The 16842-nt window shown below is 71.2% G+C and carries 17 protein-coding genes; 4 read left to right on the top strand and 13 right to left on the bottom strand.

The genetic code is table 11. The features are described 5' to 3' along the window. Positions 1-30: 30 nt before the first annotated feature. Both pheT and pheS read right to left on the bottom strand, forming a co-directional pair. Positions 31-2538 carry a phenylalanine--tRNA ligase subunit beta gene (gene pheT, locus HD594_RS09340; RefSeq protein WP_184750714.1) on the bottom strand — a complete coding sequence of 836 codons (2508 nt, stop codon included), beginning with the start codon at positions 2536-2538 and terminating at the stop codon, positions 31-33. Then, positions 2538-3602, bottom strand: coding sequence for a phenylalanine--tRNA ligase subunit alpha (pheS, locus tag HD594_RS09335; protein ID WP_271171206.1), 1065 nt, complete (start codon positions 3600-3602; stop codon positions 2538-2540). Before pheS ends, pheT begins: the two co-directional genes overlap by 1 nt. Positions 3603-3762: 160 nt before the next feature. Between pheS and HD594_RS09330 the strand changes: the two genes are divergently transcribed. The 3 genes from HD594_RS09330 to HD594_RS09320 are packed head-to-tail and all read left to right on the top strand — an operon-like array spanning position 3763 to position 7473. After that, complete coding sequence (locus HD594_RS09330; RefSeq protein ID WP_271171207.1) at positions 3763-4800, top strand: extracellular solute-binding protein; 1038 nt, start codon at positions 3763-3765, stop codon at positions 4798-4800. 35 nt (positions 4801-4835) lie between these two features. Then, complete coding sequence (locus HD594_RS09325; RefSeq protein ID WP_184750713.1) at positions 4836-6356, top strand: ABC transporter permease; 1521 nt, start codon at positions 4836-4838, stop codon at positions 6354-6356. 1 nt (position 6357) lies between these two features. Continuing rightward, positions 6358-7473 (top strand): ABC transporter ATP-binding protein, encoded by a 1116-nt coding sequence (locus HD594_RS09320; protein WP_184750712.1) that lies wholly within the window; start codon positions 6358-6360, stop codon positions 7471-7473. 31 nt (positions 7474-7504) lie between these two features. Here the strand turns inward: HD594_RS09320 and HD594_RS09315 are convergent, their stop codons facing one another. From HD594_RS09315 to infC, 8 genes are all read right to left on the bottom strand, one after another. Beyond that, positions 7505-8437 (bottom strand): amino acid ABC transporter permease, encoded by a 933-nt coding sequence (locus tag HD594_RS09315; RefSeq protein WP_184750711.1) that lies wholly within the window; start codon positions 8435-8437, stop codon positions 7505-7507. Continuing rightward, positions 8434-9081, bottom strand: coding sequence for an amino acid ABC transporter permease (locus HD594_RS09310; RefSeq protein WP_184750710.1), 648 nt, complete (start codon positions 9079-9081; stop codon positions 8434-8436). The genes HD594_RS09315 and HD594_RS09310 overlap by 4 nt, the downstream gene beginning before the upstream one ends. 80 nt (positions 9082-9161) lie before the next feature. After that, positions 9162-10031 (bottom strand): glutamate ABC transporter substrate-binding protein, encoded by an 870-nt coding sequence (locus HD594_RS09305; RefSeq protein ID WP_184750709.1) that lies wholly within the window; start codon positions 10029-10031, stop codon positions 9162-9164. Positions 10032-10104: 73 nt separating this feature from the next. Beyond that, positions 10105-10902 carry an amino acid ABC transporter ATP-binding protein gene (locus HD594_RS09300; RefSeq protein ID WP_184750708.1) on the bottom strand — a complete coding sequence of 266 codons (798 nt, stop codon included), beginning with the start codon at positions 10900-10902 and terminating at the stop codon, positions 10105-10107. 81 nt (positions 10903-10983) lie between these two features. Beyond that, positions 10984-11790 (bottom strand): TrmH family RNA methyltransferase, encoded by an 807-nt coding sequence (locus HD594_RS09295; RefSeq protein WP_184750707.1) that lies wholly within the window; start codon positions 11788-11790, stop codon positions 10984-10986. 72 nt (positions 11791-11862) lie between these two features. Further along, positions 11863-12246, bottom strand: a complete 384-nt coding sequence (rplT, locus tag HD594_RS09290; RefSeq protein ID WP_184750706.1) for a 50S ribosomal protein L20 — start codon at positions 12244-12246, stop codon at positions 11863-11865. Between the two features lie 33 nt (positions 12247-12279). After that, the gene (gene rpmI / locus HD594_RS09285; RefSeq protein WP_184750705.1) at positions 12280-12474 is read right to left on the bottom strand and encodes a 50S ribosomal protein L35; all 195 of its coding nucleotides are present in this window, start codon (positions 12472-12474) and stop codon (positions 12280-12282) included. A 72-nt stretch (positions 12475-12546) separates the two neighbouring features. Beyond that, positions 12547-13197 carry a translation initiation factor IF-3 gene (infC, locus tag HD594_RS09280; RefSeq protein WP_184750704.1) on the bottom strand — a complete coding sequence of 217 codons (651 nt, stop codon included), beginning with the start codon at positions 13195-13197 and terminating at the stop codon, positions 12547-12549. Between the two features lie 221 nt (positions 13198-13418). On the opposite strand from infC, the gene HD594_RS09275 reads away from it, so the two are divergent. Then, positions 13419-13829 carry a DUF1844 domain-containing protein gene (locus tag HD594_RS09275; protein ID WP_184752720.1) on the top strand — a complete coding sequence of 137 codons (411 nt, stop codon included), beginning with the start codon at positions 13419-13421 and terminating at the stop codon, positions 13827-13829. A 10-nt stretch (positions 13830-13839) separates the two neighbouring features. Here the strand turns inward: HD594_RS09275 and HD594_RS09270 are convergent, their stop codons facing one another. The 3 genes from HD594_RS09270 to priA all read right to left on the bottom strand — a co-directional run bounded on the left by HD594_RS09270 (position 13840) and on the right by priA (position 16807). After that, a complete protein-coding gene (locus tag HD594_RS09270; protein ID WP_184750703.1) occupies positions 13840-15222 on the bottom strand; it encodes a pyridoxal phosphate-dependent decarboxylase family protein in 1383 nt (460 codons plus the stop codon). Between the two features lie 75 nt (positions 15223-15297). Continuing rightward, entirely contained in the window at positions 15298-16077 is a 780-nt protein-coding gene (locus HD594_RS09265; RefSeq protein ID WP_184750702.1) for an SseB family protein, read from the bottom strand. Further along, on the bottom strand, positions 16061-16807 hold the full coding sequence (gene priA, locus HD594_RS09260) for a bifunctional 1-(5-phosphoribosyl)-5-((5-phosphoribosylamino)methylideneamino)imidazole-4-carboxamide isomerase/phosphoribosylanthranilate isomerase PriA (RefSeq protein ID WP_184750701.1): 747 nt from the start codon (positions 16805-16807) through the stop codon (positions 16061-16063). Before priA ends, HD594_RS09265 begins: the two co-directional genes overlap by 17 nt. Positions 16808-16842 lie beyond the last annotated feature (35 nt).

Raw genomic sequence — 16842 nt, 5'->3', positions numbered from 1 at the left:
CAGCGGGGGCGAACCGGCCAGGGACCAAGGTCAGTCGCGGATCGCGGCGCCGAATCGCTCGGTGGCCACGGCGACGCCGGCGAGCTTCGCCTCGGTCGCCTCGGCCGCCGTCAGCGTGCGGTCCGGGGCGCGGAACCGCAGCGCGAACGTGAGGCTCTTGCTGCCGTCGGGCAGCCCCTGGCCGCGGTAGTCGTCGACGAGGCGCAGGGACTCCAGCAGCTCCCCCGCGCCCTCGGTCAGGGCCGCGCGGACCTGGCCCGCCGGGACGTCGGCCGGCACGACCAGCGACACGTCCTGCGTCGCCGCCGGGAACCCCGACAGCGACGCCGCGACGACGCGTTCGCCGGCGATGTCGAGCAGTCGGTCGAGGAACAGCTCGGCCACGACGACGCGACCGGTGAGGTCTGCGTCCGCCACGACGTCCGGGTGCAGCTCGCCGACGTAGCCGACCTCGGTCTCGCCGACGAACAGCACGGCCGTGCGGCCGGGATGCAGGGGCTTCCCCTGCGCCTGGAAGACGTCGAGCGTCACGCCGGCGGCGGACGCGATGACGCGCACGGCGTCGAGTCCGTCGGCGATGTCGACGGGGACCGGCGGCTGGCCCGGCTGCTTCGCGATGCGGTTGCCGGTCAGCAGCAGCGAGACGAAGCGCTGCTGCGGCGGAATCGACTCGTCGAGCTCGGCGAGGGCTGCGGCCGACGGACGCACCGCGAGCGGCGGCACGTACGACGTGCCGTACTGCACACCGGGCTTGGGGAGGAACACCGTGCCGGTCTCGAACAGCGCCAGGTCGGTGAAGCCGCGCGACACGTTGCGGTGCGCGACCTGCAGCAGCCCCGGGAGCAGCGAGCGGCGCAGGAACGCCGCCTGGCCGTCGAGCGGATTGGCGATCTTGACGCTCGGCAGGTGCTCTCCCGTGGGCGAGCCGTGCAGATCGTTCTGCTCCTCGGTCGTGAAGGGGAACGAGGGGGTCTCGACGAAGCCCGCGGCGGCCAGCGCGTTGGCGACGCGACGGCGACCGCGCTGGGCCGGGGTGAGCCCGCGACCCGACGGCGGCAGGGGCAGCACCGACGGGATGCGGTCGTAGCCCTCGATGCGCGCGACCTCCTCGGCCAGCGTCCACTTGTCGGTGAGATCCGAGCGCCACGACGGCGGCGTGACGGTCCAGCCGTCTTCGGCCGGCGCCACGGCGCAGCCGATGAGCTCGAGCGCCGTGACGATCTCGTCAGCGGTGTAGTCGACGCCGATGAGACCGGCGACGAAGCCGGCGGGAAGCCGGATCTCGATCGCCGAGATCTCGGCGAACAGCGCCGTGCCGTAGTCGGCGTCGATCGTGCCCCCGGCGAACTCGACCATGAGGTCGGCCACGCGTCGCGCGGCCACCAGCGGGATCGCCGGGTCGACGCCGCGCTCGAAGCGGCGGGAGGCCTCGCTCGGCAGCTTGTGCCGGCGCGCCGTGCGCGCGATCGAGACGGTGTCGAAGGTCGCCGCCTCGATGAGGACGTTGCGCGTCGTGCCGCTCATCTCGGTCGTGCCGCCGCCCATGACGCCGGCGAGGCCGATCGGGCCCGACTCGTCGGTGATCAGCAGGTCCTCGGCGTCGAGGGTGCGCACCTGACCGTCGAGGGTCTCGAGCTTCTCCCCCGCCTGCGCGCGACGCACCGTGATGCCGCCGGTGAGCTTGTCGAGGTCGTAGCCGTGGATCGGCTGGCCGAGCTCGACCATGACGTAGTTGGTGATGTCGATGAGGATGCCCAGCGACCGGATGCCGGCGAGCGTCAGCCGCGCGACCATCCACGCCGGCGTGGGCTTGGTGGGGTCGACGTCGCGCACGACCCGCGCGACGAACTCCGTCGCGCCCACGCGTCCGCGGATGGGGGCGGCGTCCTCGACGGCGACCGAGAAGCCGACGCCCGGCGCGACCTCGTCCGCATGGCGGACGCCCGGGTCGCGGAAGTCCGCGCCGGTGGCGTGCGAGTACTCGCGCGCGACGCCCCGGATCGACAGCGCGTAGCCGCGGTCGGGCGTGACGTTGATGTCGACGGCGACGTCGTCGAGGCCGAGGAGCGCGATCGCGTCGGTGCCGGCGGGTGCGTCGATCCCGAGCTCGACCAGACGCAGGATGCCGCTGTGCTCGTCGCCGAGCCCCAGTTCCTTCGCCGAGGCGATCATGCCGTCCGAGACATGCCCGTACGTCTTGCGCGCCGCGATCGGGAACGGACCCGGCAGCACCGCGCCCGGGAGCGTCACCACGACCTTGTCGCCCTCGAAGAAGTTGCGCGCGCCGCACACGATGCCGCGGACTCCGCCCTGCTCCTCGCCGACGTCGACCTGGCACCAGCGGATGGTCTTGCCGTTGGACTGCGGCTCCTCGACGAACTCGACGACCTGGCCGACGACGATGGGGCCGGTCAGCTCGAAGCCGTGCACGTCCTCCTCTTCGAAGCCGACCGAGACGAGCGCCGCGAGGACGTCCTCGGGCGAGGCATCCTGCGGGACGTCGACGTACTCACGAAGCCATGACAGCGGGACGCGCATCAGACCACCATTCCGAACTGCTCGCTGAAGCGGACATCGCCCTCGGCCATGTCGCGCATGTCCTGCACATCCGAGCGGAACATGAGGGTCCGCTCGATCCCCATCCCGAACGCGAAGCCCGAGTACTCCTCGGGGTCGATGCCGGCCGCGCGCAGCACGTTGGGGTTGACCATGCCGCATCCGCCCCACTCGATCCAGCGCGCGCCGCCCTTGAAGGTCGGGTGCCACAGGTCGAGCTCGGCGCTCGGCTCGGTGAAGGGGAAGTAGTTCGCGCGGAAGCGCGTCTTGGCCTCGGGCCCGAACAGCACCTTGGCGGCGTGGTCCAGCGTGCCTTTGAGGTGCGCCATCGTGATGCCCTTGTCGATCACGAGTCCTTCGAACTGCGTGAAGACCGGCAGGTGCGTCGCGTCGAACTCGTCGGTGCGGTAGACGCGGCCGGGGCACAGCACGTAGATCGGCAGATCGCGCTCGAGCATCGAGCGCACCTGGACGGGGCTCGTGTGCGTGCGCATGACGAGGTGGCGCTCGACGGGGTCCACGAAGAACGTGTCCTGCATCTGACGCGCCGGGTGATCGGCGTCGAAGTTCAGCGCGTCGAAGTTGTACCACTCGTGCTCGAGCTCGGGGCCTTCGGCGATCTCCCACCCCATGCCGACGAAGATGTCGCTGATCTCCTCCTGCAGGAGCGAGATCGGATGCCGCGCGCCCACGCGGGCCCGCTGCGCGAGCGCGGTCATGTCCACGCGCTCGGCCTCGAGTTTGGCGGCGAGCTCGGCTTCGGCCAGCTCGACCTCACGGGCGGCGAGGGCCTGGTTCACGCTCGCGCGAGCCTGCCCGACGAGCTTGCCGAATTCGGCCTTCTTGTCCTTGGGCACCTCACGCATGCGCGCGTTGAGCTTCGCCAGCGGCGAGCCCTCGGCGGTGTGGGCGGAGCGGGCGGCCTTCAGCTCGGCGGTGTCGCCCGCGGCGGCGATCGCCGCGAGGGCGTCCGCAACCGCGGTCTCGACCGCTTCGGGCGTGATGCCGGCGTCGGTGGGGGCTGTGTTCTCGTGCGCGTCAGACACGAGAGACGAGTCTACCGGCGGGCGCGGAGGCGCAACGGCGCAGTGACCTCTGCTATGTCGCACCTTTGCGTTGCCTTTGCATTCGCGCGCGCGGCAGGTTAGGTTCGCCTCACCTCAGTTCACTCTCGGCTGAGTTCCCACATCTCACGGAGACACCGTCGTGCGCGCACTTCGCATCCTGGTTCCCGCCGCCGTCGCGAGCGGCCTCCTGCTGACCGGCTGCGCCGGAGACCCGGCCTCGGAAGATTCGGCCGACGCCCCGGCATCCGACGGCGAAGTCACCCTCTATGCCGGAAGAGACGAGGCGCTGATCGCGCCCCTCATCGAGCAGTTCACCGACGAGACGGGCATCGAGGTGGAGGTCCGCTATGCGGGCACGAGCGAGCTGACGGCACTCCTGCTCGAAGAGGGCGACCGTTCCCCCGCCGACGTGTTCCTGTCGCAGGACGCCGGTGCGCTCGGCGCCATCGCGGATGCCGGACTGACATCGCCGATCCCTGCGGAGCTGGCGGAGACCATCCCCGCGGGCTTGACCTCGCAGGACGACAGCTGGATCGGCGTGACCGGTCGCGCGCGCGTCATCGCGTACGACGGCGACGTGCTCGAGGCCGACCAGGTGCCGACCTCGGTTCTCGATCTGGTCGACCCCGAGTGGGCCGGACGCGTCGGCTTCCCCCCGGGCAACGCCAGCTTCCAGTCGTTCGTGACGGCGCTTCGCGTCCTCGAGGGCGAGCAGGCCGCCGAGGACTGGGCTGCCGACATGGCGGCCAACGATCCCGTGCTCACCGAGAGCAACGGGGCGACACTCGACCTGGTCAATGCGGGCGAACTCGATCTCGCACTCATCAACCACTACTACTGGTACCAGCGCGCCGCCGAGCTCGGCGAGGATGCGATGCGGGCCCAGCTGGCGTTCCTGCCGGGCGACCCCGGCGGCATCGTCAACGTCACGGGCGCGGCGATCCTGACCGGAGGAGCGGGCGACCCCGACGCGCTCGCGCTCGTCGAGTACCTCGTCTCGCCGGCCGGCCAGCAGTACTTCGTCGAGCAGACCTTCGAGTACCCGCTGCTCCCCGGTGTCGAGGCACCCTCGGGTCTGCCCGCGCTCGAGACGCTCGTCAACCCCGGTCTCGATCTCAGCGACCTCGATTCGGTGGCCGAGACCCAGGAGATGCTCGTGCGCGTCGGCCTCCTCTGAGAGGGCGCGCCCCACGCCCGACGTTTCATCCGCCGATGCCCTCGTCACGACGCCCACCACGTACCCTCTGGGTCGCGGCGCTTGTGGCGTGCGCCCTCGCGAGCGTCCCGCTCGTCTATCTCATCGCGCGGGTCGCGGGAGCGGGGCCCGAGCAGATCGCCGAGGCCCTGTCGCGTCCGCGGGTTCCGGAGCTGATCGGCACGTCGCTGCTGTTGTCGGCTTCGGTGACCGTGGCCACGATCGCGATCGGCGTGCCGTCGGCCTTCCTGCTTGCGCGCGCTGCGCTGCCCGCGCGCGGACTGTGGGCGGCGCTGGCCGCCCTGCCGCTGGCGGTGCCCTCGTACCTCGCAGCGTACGGCTGGCTCGCCGCCGTGCCCGGGATGCAGGGGTTCTGGGCGGCGTGGTTCGTCCTCACGAGCGTCTGTCTGCCGTATGTGACCCTGCCGACGGCGGCCGCGCTGCGACTGTCGACCACGGGTTTCGACGATCTGGCGCGCACGCTCGGACGCGGGCCGGTCGCGGCGTTCTTCAGCGGCACGTGGCCGCAGATCGCGCCGGCGGTCTCGGCGGGCGCGCTGCTCGCATTCCTCTACACGCTGAGCGACTTCGGCGGCGTGGCCCTGTTCCGGCTCCCGGTCCTCACCACCGCGGTGCACCAGGCCTTCGGCGCGAGCTTCGACCGCGACTACGCGCTCATCCTCGCAGGGGTGCTCGTTGTCATCGCCCTCGCCGTGGTCCTCGCCGAGCAGGTGCTGCGCCGCCGCGCTCCCGCTCGCGCACCGCATGGGCCGCGCGCGGCGCGCTTCCGACTCGGCGCGGCACTTCCTGCGGCCCTGATCCTGCTCGCGACGCCGTCGCTGCTCGCCGCCGGCGTTCCCACGGCCATCCTCGTCGCGCGTGCTCTCGACGCCGCAGCACTGCGCGCCTTCGACCTCGCCGAGTTCGCCGAGGCGCTCGCCGGCACGCTCGCGTTCGCCGTGGGCGGCGCCGTCATCGCGATCGTCCTGGCGCTCCCGATCGGGGCCCTGGCGGCGCGCTACCGCGGGCGCCGCGTGCGGATCGTCGAGACCGCCGCCGTGATACCCCTGGGCCTGCCCGGCATCGTGGTCGGTCTCTCGCTCGTCGCGTTCTCGCTGACGGTCGTGCCGTGGTGGTACCAGACCGCGCTCATCCTCGCCTTCGCCTACGGCGTGATGTTCCTGCCGAAGGCGGTCGGCGGCGTGCGCAGCTCGATCGGGCTCGTGCCGCCGGCGCTCGAAGACGTCTCGCGCACCCTCGGGCGTACGGGCCTCCAGACGTGGTGGCAGGTCACGGCACGCCTGGCCCGGCCCGGCATCCTCGCCGCGGCGCTGCTGGTCGCGGTCACCGCGATGAAGGAGCTGCCCGCGACGCTGCTGCTGCGCCCGACGGGCACCGACACGCTCGCCACCGAGTTGTGGTCGCGGACCGACGTCGCCGCGTACGGCGCCGCCGCGCCGTACGCCCTCGCGCTGCTCGTCGTCGCGACGATCCCCGCGTTCCTGCTCTCGCGCCACCGAGACCCGGAGGATGTGTGACATGACATCGCTTCAGGTGAACGACCTCACCGTGCGCCTCGGCGGACGGGAGGTCCTCCACGCCGTCGACGTCGCCGCCGACCACGGCGAGCTGCTCGCGGTGGTCGGACCGAGCGGATGCGGCAAGACCACGCTGCTGCGCACGATCGCCGGCCTCGTGCGCGCGCAGTCGGGCGAGATCCGGCTGGGGACGCGCATGGTCGCCACGCATGGGCTGCATCTGCGCCCGGAGCGCCGCGGCATCGGCTGGGTGCCGCAGGACGCGACGCTGTTCCCGCACCTGACGGTCGCCCAGAACATCGCGTTCGGGGCGCCGCGAGGGGCGCGTGGCCGGTTGCGCCGGGGACGCGCGGACGACCCCGAGATCGCCCGGCTCCTGTCGCTCGTCGGACTCGACGGGCTCGCGGATCGAATGCCGAGCCAGCTCTCGGGCGGTCAGGCGCAGCGCGTGTCGCTCGCGCGCGCACTGGCAGCCCGGCCGACGCTGGTGCTCCTCGACGAGCCCTTCGCGGCGCTCGACCCGCTGCTGCGGCACGAGCTGCGCGAGGCGGTGCCCCGGTGGCTGCGGACCGAGGGGGCGACCGCCGTGCTGGTGACCCACGACCAGGAGGAGGCCCTGTCGCTCGCCGACCGGGTCGCCGTCCTGCGCGGCGGTCGTGTGCTGCAGCAGGACGCTCCCGAGGTCGTCTTCGGCAGGCCAGCCTCGGCGTGGGTGGCGGGATTCGTGGGCGACGCGGTCTTCCTCGAAGCCACATGGCACGACTCGGTCGTCGAGACCGCGGTCGGCCGCATCCCGGCCCACTGGGCCGAGCGATCGCCGCTCGAAGACTCCGCCGCGCCCGCGGTCGGCGCCGCGGTGCGCGCGATGGTGCGGCCCGAGCAGGTGACGCTGACGCCCGACGCTCAGGGCGGCGCCACGGTTCGGCGCGTGCGATTCACGGGCCACAGCGCGCTGGTCGAGGTGGCGCTCGACAACGGCACTCTGCTCCGGGCCCGCGTCGCGTCGCCCGCACTCACTCCGGTCGGCTCGCGCGTGCGCCCCGAGATCGAGGGCGACGCGCTCGCCTATGCCGCGGGCGGCGAGACCCTCGCGGCCGAGGGCCCCGGTCCGGCCTAGCGCCCCGCTGCGGCGCGTCCGGCGGCTGCGCTCAGCGACCCTCGGACTGTCTCGCCGACGCGTTGGCCTGCGCGAGCCGGATCGCCGACGTGGGATCCGCGACGCCCGGCGTCGCCTTGCCGTTCTTCGCCTTGCCGCCCTTGCCGCCGGAGCTCGCCGTCCGCTTCGCGAGCCACCGCGCGAACCACGACAGCGTCAGGTTGATCGCCAGGTAGATCACGAGCGTTACGACGAACAGCGAGAACAGGTACCGGTTGCCGAAGAAGGCGCCCAGGTTGTTCATGTTCGTGCGGATGATCTCGCTGTAGCCGACGATGTAGCCGAGCGACGTGTCCTTCAGCAGCACGACGAGCTGCGCCACGATGATCGGCAGCATCTGCCGGAACGCCTGCGGGAACTCCACGAGCATCTTGGACTGGAACTCGCGCATTCCGACGCTCAGCGCCGCCTCGCGCTGGCCGCGGGGCAGCGCCGCGAGGCCGGCGCGGAGCGCCTCGCCGATGAGCGTGCCGTTGTAGATGATGAGCGCGATCACGACCGCCCAGAACGCCCCGGTCGAGGCCACGAGCAGGATGAACAGCATCATCAGCAGCACGGGCATGCCGCGGAAGAACTCGAGCAGCCACGCGGTGGGGATGCGCACCCACGGGATCAGCGAGCTGCGTAGGAGGGAGAACACGACGCCGAGCGCGATGGCGCCCACCGCCGCGACCGCGGCCGCCTGGAGCGTCGCGACGACGCCCTGGCCGATGAAGCCCCACACCTCTGGGTCGGCGAAGACGTCCCAGCGCGACACGTCGAACATGCCGGGAAGGGTGATGCCGCCCGATTCGCGCGGCGCCGCGAGCAGCAGGTAGATCCACACGGCGCCGGCGATGATCAGGACGATCGAGACGATCGACGCGATCATCGACGTCCGCCGGGCCCGCGGCCCGGGCGCGTCGAAGAGGACGCTCGTGCTCATCGTGCCACCACCCATCGCTTCTCGAGCTGGCTCGCGGCGAAGCCGAGCGGCACCGTGATCACCAGGTACAGCGCGGCGGCGACGAGCAGGATCGGGATGACGATGTTCCCGTTGTCGTTGGCGAGCTGTCGCGTCTCGGCGAAGAGCTCGACGACGAAGAACCCTCCCGCAACCGAGGTGTTCTTCGTCAGGGCGATGAAGACGTTGATCAGCGGCGGCACGGTCATGCGGAACGCCTGCGGCAGCACGACCAGCGACACCGTCTGCCCGAATCCGAGCCCGACGCTGCGTGCCGCCTCGGCCTGGCCGACCGGGACGCCGTTGATACCCGAGCGCAGGGCCTCGGCGACGAAGGGCGACGTGTAGTACGTGAGTGCGACGAACGCCAGCAGGATGAACGGCAGCCGGATGCCGAGCATGGGCATCACGAACATCGTGAAGAAGAACACCAGCGTCAGCGGTGTGTTGCGAGCGACCTCGGTCCACACCGCCGCGAACGTGCGCAGCACGGGGACCGGCGAGATGCGCATCGCGGCGATGAGTGTGCCGAGGACCAGTGCCAGGACACCCGAGACGACCAGCAGCAGCAGCGTGACGCGGAAGCCCTCCCAGAACTGCGGCATGAGCGACCAGAGCTGCGCCATGCCTCCTCCTTTCGACGCGGATGCGGTGCGGGTTCAGGATTCCCCGGCCCGGGCGCGGCCCGGGCCGGGGAATCCGTGGATCAGTAGCGGTCGGGTGTCGGCGGCTCGACGTACGGCAGGATCGTGCCTGCCGTCGCGTTCCACGCCTCTTCGTAGCTGCCGTCCGCGTAGCTCTCCTCCAGCACGTCGTTGATCCACATGCGGAAGTCGGTGTCGTCCAGCGCCAGGCCGATGCCGTAGGGCTCGTCCGTGAAGGGCTCGCCGACGACCTTGAACTCACCCTCGTTCTGGGCCGCGAGACCCGCGAGGATGACGTTGTCGGTCGAGACGGCGACGACGGCTCCGCTGCGGAGCGGCTCGAGGCAGTTCGAGTACGTGTCGGTGAGCACGGGGTCGGCCCCGATCTCCTCGAGCATCGCGGCGGGGGTCGACCCGGTGACCGAGCAGACCGGCTGCCCGACGAGGTCCTCCTCGCTCATGATGTCCTCGTTGTCGGCGAGGACGAGGATCGACTGTCCAGCCATGTAGTACGGGCCGGCGAACGACACGACTTCCTTGCGGTCGTCGTTGATCGTGTAGGTGGCCACGACGATGTCGACCTGGCCGTTCTCGATGAACGGCTCGCGGTTGGCCGAGACGGTCTCGACCCACTCGATGCTGCCCTCGTCGATGCCGAGCTTGCCGGCGATGATCTTGCCGATCTCGACGTCGAAGCCCTCGGGGTCGCCGGACGGCCCGACGAGGCCGAACAGCGGCTGGTCGAACTTCGTGCCGATCGTGATCGTGCCCGCCTCGCTGAGGGCGGCCATCGTGGTGCCCTCCTCGAACATCATCTCCTCGGTGTCTCCGGTGTCGCCGGTGTCTCCGGAATCGGTCGAGCCGGAACACGCCGACAGGGCGAGGGCGCCGGCCGCAGCCAGCGCGATCAGGGGAATTCTCGCTCGCTTCATCTCTTCGTCCTTTGCTGTGCGAGGACCGCCGAGGCGGTCCTCCTCTCGGTTCCCGCCACGCGGGCGGTGGGTCTCAGTGCTCCAGGATCTTCGACAGGAAGTCCTTCGCCCGGTCGCTCTTCGGGTTCGTGAAGAACTCCTCGGGGGTGTCCTCCTCGACGATCGCCCCGTCGGCCATGAACAGCACGCGGTCGGCCGCCTTGCGCGCGAATCCCATCTCGTGCGTGACGACGATCATCGTCATGCCCTCGCCTGCCAGTCCGATCATGACGTCGAGGACCTCGTTGATCATCTCGGGGTCGAGGGCGCTCGTGGGCTCGTCCATGAGGATGAGCTTGGGGTTCATCGCGAGCGACCGGGCGATGGCGACGCGCTGCTGCTGGCCGCCCGAGAGCTGGCTCGGCATCTTCGAGGCCTGATTGGCGACCCCGACGCGGTCGAGCAGCTTCATCGCCTGCTCTTCGGCGTCCTTCTTCTTCAGGCCGCGCACGCGGATGGGCCCGAGGGTGACGTTCTCGAGCACGGTCTTGTGGGCGAACAGGTTGAACGACTGGAACACCATTCCCACGTCCGCACGCAGCTTGGCGAGGCCGCGCCCTTCTTCGGGCAGCGGCACGCCGTCGATCGTGATCGTGCCGGAGTCGATCGTCTCCAGGCGGTTGATGGCGCGACACAGCGTCGACTTGCCCGAGCCCGAGGGCCCGATGACGACGACGACCTCGCCGCGGTTGACCACGGTGTTGATGTCGCGGAGGACGTGGAGGTCGCCGAAATGCTTGTCGACATGCTCGACGACGACGAGGGGCTCCCCGCGCTTCACGTTGATGTTCGACGTGCGCGGTGCGGGCGTCGCTTGATCTGGTGTCGCCATGGGCTCACCCTATGAGCCAGGCGCGAGCCGCGGCAGGGGGTGACGCGCCTCTTTACCGATCTGTAACAGGAAGGGAATGCATCACGCGTTCGCGGCGGCCCGCTGCGCGAACGCGGTCTCATAGAGGCACACACTGGCGGCGGTGGCGAGATTCAGCGATTCGGCGTCCCCGTAGATCGGCAGGCGCAGCGACATGTCGGCAAGCGTGAGGGCGGTCTCCTCCAGTCCGCGCGCCTCGTTCCCGAACAGCCACGCCGTGGGCTCGGCCAGCAGATGGCGTCCCGCGAGGAAATCGCCGCCGCCCACATCCGCGGCGATGACGCGCACACCCGCGGCGTGCGCGCGTTCAACGGCGGTCGCGAGGTCGATGCCGAGCGCGACGGGGATGTGGAAGAGCGATCCGGTCGTGGCGCGCACGACCTTGGGGTTGTACGGGTCGACGGTGCGGCCCGTGAGCACCACGGCGTCGGCGCCGGCGGCGTCGGCTGCGCGGATGATCGTGCCGAGGTTCCCGGGGTCGCGCACCTCTTCGCAGATGGCGACGAGGCGCGGGTTCGCCGCGAAGACGTCGCGCACCGAGGTCGGCGTCTGGCGCGCCACCGCGATGATCCCCTGGGGCGTGACGGTGTCGGCCATCGCGTCGATGACCGCCTCCGAGGCGAACTGCACCTCGATGCCGGCATCGGCGGCCGCCGCGCGGACGTCCTGATGCTTGTCGACCGCGGTGGGCGTCGCGAACATCTCGACGACGGTGTCGGGGCGGTAGGTCAGCGCCTCGCGCGCCGCCTGCGGGCCCTCGAGGAGGAACAGACCGGTCTCCTGGCGGGCACTGCGCTTGGTGAGCTTCGCGACGGCGCGCACGCGCGGCGAGCGGGGGTTCTCGAGCACGCGACCAGTCTAGGGAACGACGAAGGGCGCCCTCCGCATCGGAGGGCGCCCTTCAGAGCGTGTGTGCCGGTGTCAGGCGCTCTTGGGAGCGTTGACGTTCTCGGGCAGCGCCTTCTTGGCCGTCTCGACGAGCGAGGCGAAGGCCTTCGGCTCGTTCACGGCGAGCTCGGCCAGCATGCGGCGGTCGACCTGCACGCCCGCGAGGCCGAGGCCCTGCATGAAGCGGTTGTAGGTGAGGCCGTTCTGGCGGCTGGCGGCGTTGATGCGCTGGATCCACAGACGACGGAAGTCGCCCTTGCGCTTGCGACGGTCGCGGTACGCGTAGACGAGCGAGTGGGTGACCTGCTCCTTCGCCTTGCGGTACAGGCGCGAACGCTGACCCCGGTAACCCGAGGCGCGCTCGAGGATGACGCGACGCTTCTTGTGGGCGTTGACGGCCCGCTTGACTCTAGCCATTTCGTTTCGTTCCTATTCGTGCTTCGGCGCGCGTCAGCGGCCGAGGAGCTTCTTGGCGACCTTGGTGTCGGCCTTCGACAGCACCTGGTCCTGGTTCAGGCGACGGGTGCGGCGGCTCGACTTGCCCTCGAGGTTGTGGCGCATACCGGCCTGCTGCTTCTTGAGCTTGCCGCTACCGGTGACCTTGAAGCGCTTCTTGGAGCCCGAGTGGGTCTTCTGCTTCGGCATGTTTCTTCCTTCGTGTTGTTTCCCGCTCGGGCGGGAAGGGGGTCCCGCCTGGGCGGGAGTCTGTGGGGAGGGCTACTCGGCGTCCGCCGGCTCGCCCTCGGAGTCCGATCCGCTGCGCGCGTGGCGCGCCGCCTCCTTGTTCGCGGCGCGCTGAGCGTTCTGCTCGGCCTTCGCCTCGGACTTGTTCTTGATCGGAGCGATCACCATCGTCATGTTGCGGCCGTCGATCGTGGGGTTCGACTCCACGACGCCGAGCTCTGCGACATCCTCGGCGAACTTGCGCAGGAGCCGCACGCCCTGCTCGGGACGCGACTGCTCGCGACCGCGGAAGAGGATCATCGCCTTCACCTTGTCGCCGGACTTCAGGAAGCCCTCGGCGCGCTTGAGCTTGGTGATGTAGTCGTGCGCCTCGATCTTCAGCCGGAAGCGGACCTCCTTGAGGACCGTGTTCGCCTGGTTGCGGCGTGCTTCCTTGGCCTTCTGAGCGGCCTCGTACTTGAACTTCCCGTAGTCCATGATCTTGACGACGGGAGGCTTCGAGTTGGGCGCGACCTCGACCAGGTCGAGATCCGCCTCCTGTGCCAGACGCTGCGCAACCTCGATGCGGACGACGCCGACCTGCTCGCCGTTCGGTCCGACAAGGCGGACCTCTGGCACGCGGATGCGCTCGTTGGTGCGGGGATCGCTGATGCGGAACTCCTCTTCGTGCGGGGTGTCGGCCACCGCGACACGGGGTGCGTCGCGGGCAGAAGAGGAGTCATTCCACCCGGCATGACGCGTCAGCGCCGGTGCACCCTGACTGCCCCGGACGCCGTGCGTCGGGGCGGAGTGCGTGGACCCGGTAGCCTGGAGCGGCAAGCGCGGGTGGGATAAATCCTCTTTCAGTCCGGAGCAGAACGCACCGGAGCCCGCACAAGTCTAGCAGAGAGCGACACGTGACGACGATTCGGGATGCCGGCGACCTCGCCGGCGATGCAGCAGGCCATCGCGACCCTCAGCGCGAGGCGCGCTGGGAGGAGCAGGAGCAGGCGGCCGCCTCGGCGACGCGCGACATCGCCGACGTCCCCGCGGTCGAGGTGATCACCACCACCGCCGTCCACCTCATGAGCGCCGCCGCGGTCAAGACCGGTCTCGCGGACGACCCCGAGAACCAGCTGGACCTCGACGAGGCGCGCAAGCTCATCAACGCGCTGGCCGGTCTCATCACCGCCGGCGCGCCCGAGATCAGCGACATGCACGCCCGTTCCCTGCGCGACGGACTGCGCTCGCTCCAGCTGGCGTTCCGCGAGGCATCCGTCATCCCCGACCCGATCGGCAAGGGCCCGGGCGAGAAGTGGACCGGCCCGGTCACCTGAGAGCGGTCGCCTAGGAGCGGATGCCGATCGCCGCGGCGCCGCGGTGGACCGCGTCGATCGTCCGCTCGACGTCGTTCGCCGAGGTCGCGTGGTTGGACACCGAGAAGCGGACCACCGCGCGCCCCTGCCAGCGCGACGACGACGCCCATACGGTGCCCTCGTCGCGCAGCCACTCCCCCAGCGCCTCGGTCGCGGCGTCGTCAGCCGTCGCGAGGCACACCTGCGTGAACACGACGTCGTTGAGGATCTCGACGCCGTCGATCGCGGCGAAGCCCTCGGCAAGCTCGGCCGCCGACCGCGCCAGCCGATCGACGAGGTCGACGACGCCCGAGCGGCCGAGCTCTCGCAGCACCGCCCACACCGGCACGCCGCGCCCGCGACGGGACATCTCCACCACACGGTCCCAAGGATCGGCGACGCCTCCCGCATCGGGCAGGTACGCCGCCTGCGGGCCGAGGGCCGCGGTCATCGCGGCAGCGTCGCGCACGATCGCGAGTCCGCAGTCGTAGGGGACGTTGAGGGTCTTGTGGGCGTCGGTCGCCCACGAGTCGGCGCGTTCGATTCCCGCGACCAGCCCCTGGAGCCGCGGCACCGCGCACGCCCACAGCCCGAACGCGCCGTCCACGTGCACCCACGCCCCGGCCTCGTGGGCGACGTCGATCGCGGCGGTGAAGTCGTCGAAGGCGCCCGAGTGCACGTCGCCGGCCTGCAGCGACACCACGGCCGGTCCCTCGCCCGCAGCGAGCGCACAACGGAGGCCCGCGACGTCGATCCTCCCCTGGTCGTCGCTGCCGACGGTCTCGGGTGCTCCCAGGCCCGCCATGCGTCCGGCGAGCACGGCCGAGATGTGCACGGCGCCGCCGGCGAGGAACCGCACCGGTCGCGACGCCGAGAGGCCGGATGCCGGATCCCCGCCGTCGCGGCGGATGACGGCATCCCGCGCCGCGACCAGGCACGCGAGATTCGCACTCGTCGCGCCGGTGGCGAACCCGAGACCGGAATCGGCCGGAAGGTGGAGCAGGTCGAGCAGCCAGCGCCCCGCCGTCTCCTCGAACGCGGCGGTCGCGGGTGTCGGCTGCCGCGATCCCGTGTTCTGATCCCACGCCGACACCAGCCAGTCGGCCGCCATGGCCGACGGGTACGCGCCGCCGATGACGAAGCCGTAGAACCGCGGCGAACCCATCGCGATGAGCCCCGGCTCGGCGGCATCCGCCAGCTCGTCGATCACGTCAGCGGGGTCGCGTCCCGACTCGGGCAGGTCGGGATCGAGCCGGGCCAGCACGCCGTCGACGTCGAGAGCAGGGCGGATCGGCCGCTCGGGCAGCGTCTCGAGCCACCGCATCGCGTGGCCGTGGGCGGCATCGAGCGCGCGGCGGTAGGGGTCGTCGGTCATCGGGCACCTCCGCCAGCCGATCCTTCCGCCGCGGCGCCCGCGCCCGCAAGGGCCACCCCGCGACGTGCGGCCCGGTCAGCCGGCGCGCAGCAGCTTGACGCTCAGCGAATCGACGAGCACCGCAACGCGGTCGTCGGCCGCCCAGCGCCGCGCGAGGCGGGCGAGGACGGCGTCGAGCTCGTCCTTGTCGAGGCCCTCCATGAGGCGCAGGCGCACGACGAGCTCCGGCCCGCGCAGACGGGCGGTGGGGTCGCCGGACTCGACCGAGAGGTCCAGCACCGCCAGCTCACCGCCCACGCTCTCCTGGAGCCCGGTGAACACCTCCGGCGACACGAAGCTCGGCTCCCACCGCTCGCCGCGGGCGATAGCCCACACCGCGGGGCGCCGGATGACGAACTCCGTCTCGCTCCCGGGGTCGAGCACGATCAGATCCGTGTCGTCGGACGCTGCGGCGACCGCCGTGCGCACGCCGTCCGCGGGGATCGGCCGCGCCGCAGCATCCCACACCGCCATCGCCGCCACCGAACTGAACACCGGCAGGACCTTGCGGCCGTCGGGAGCGGCGACCGTGACGATCGAGAGCTCCTGGGTCTTGTCGACGGGCAGGCCCGTGGGACCCACGCCCTCGTCGCCCTTCTCGGCGACCAGGGGGATCAGCAGCCGCGCACGGCGGTAGGCCTCCACGACGGCCTCCTGCGAGCCCTCCCCCGCGCGGAACACGGCGAGCGCCGCCACCAGCGCGGGGTCGGCAGAGCCGTCGTCGGCCGCATGCGGATTGGGGCGGAAGCCACGCCCCTCCCACGGCACGCCGGCCGAGTCGGCCGAGTGGTCGCAGCCGTCAGTATCCGGCGACATCCAGGGCCTCGGCGAGCGTGAACTTGCCCGCGTACAGTGCCTTGCCCATGATCGCGCCCTCGACGCCCAGCGGCACGAGCTCGCGCAGCGCCGCGATGTCGTCGAGGCTCGAGATGCCGCCCGAGGCCACGACGGGCTTGGGGGTGCGCGCCGTGATCTGGCGCAGCAGGTCGAGGTTCGGGCCGCGCAGCGTGCCGTCCTTGGTGACGTCGGTGACGACGTAGCGGCTGCAGCCGGCGGCCTCGAGGCGCTCCAGCACCGTCCACAGATCGCCGCCCTCGCGGGTCCAGCCGCGCGCGGCGAGCGTCGTGCCGCGAACGTCCAGCCCCACCGCGATCACATCGCCGTAGCGCCCGATGACGTCGGCGGCCCACTCGGGGTTCTCGAGCGCGGCGGTGCCGAGGTTGATGCGCGCGGCCCCCGACTCGAGCGCGGCCTCGAGCGTCGCGTCGTCGCGGATGCCGCCCGACAGCTCGACCTGCACGCCCTTGACCTGCTTGATGACCTTGCGCAGCAGCGGCGCGTTCGATCCGCGGCCGAAGGCGGCGTCCAGGTCGACCAGGTGGATCCAGTCGGCACCCTGTCGCGCCCACCCGAGCGCCGCGTCGACCGGATCGCCGTAGCTGGTCTCGGTGCCGGCGGCACCCTGCGTGAGCCGGACGGCCTTCCCGTCGGCGACGTCGACCGCCGGCAGCAGGGTCAGCATGGGCGTTGACGCGAAATCGTTCATGGCTCCTCGTGCAGGAAGTTCGCGGGCTCGGGCCG

The organism is Microbacterium thalassium (assembly GCF_014208045.1).
GTDB lineage: Bacteria > Actinomycetota > Actinomycetes > Actinomycetales > Microbacteriaceae > Microbacterium > Microbacterium thalassium.
The sequence above is the reverse complement of the archived record's forward strand: the minus strand, read 5'-3'. Positions and strand labels throughout refer to the sequence as shown.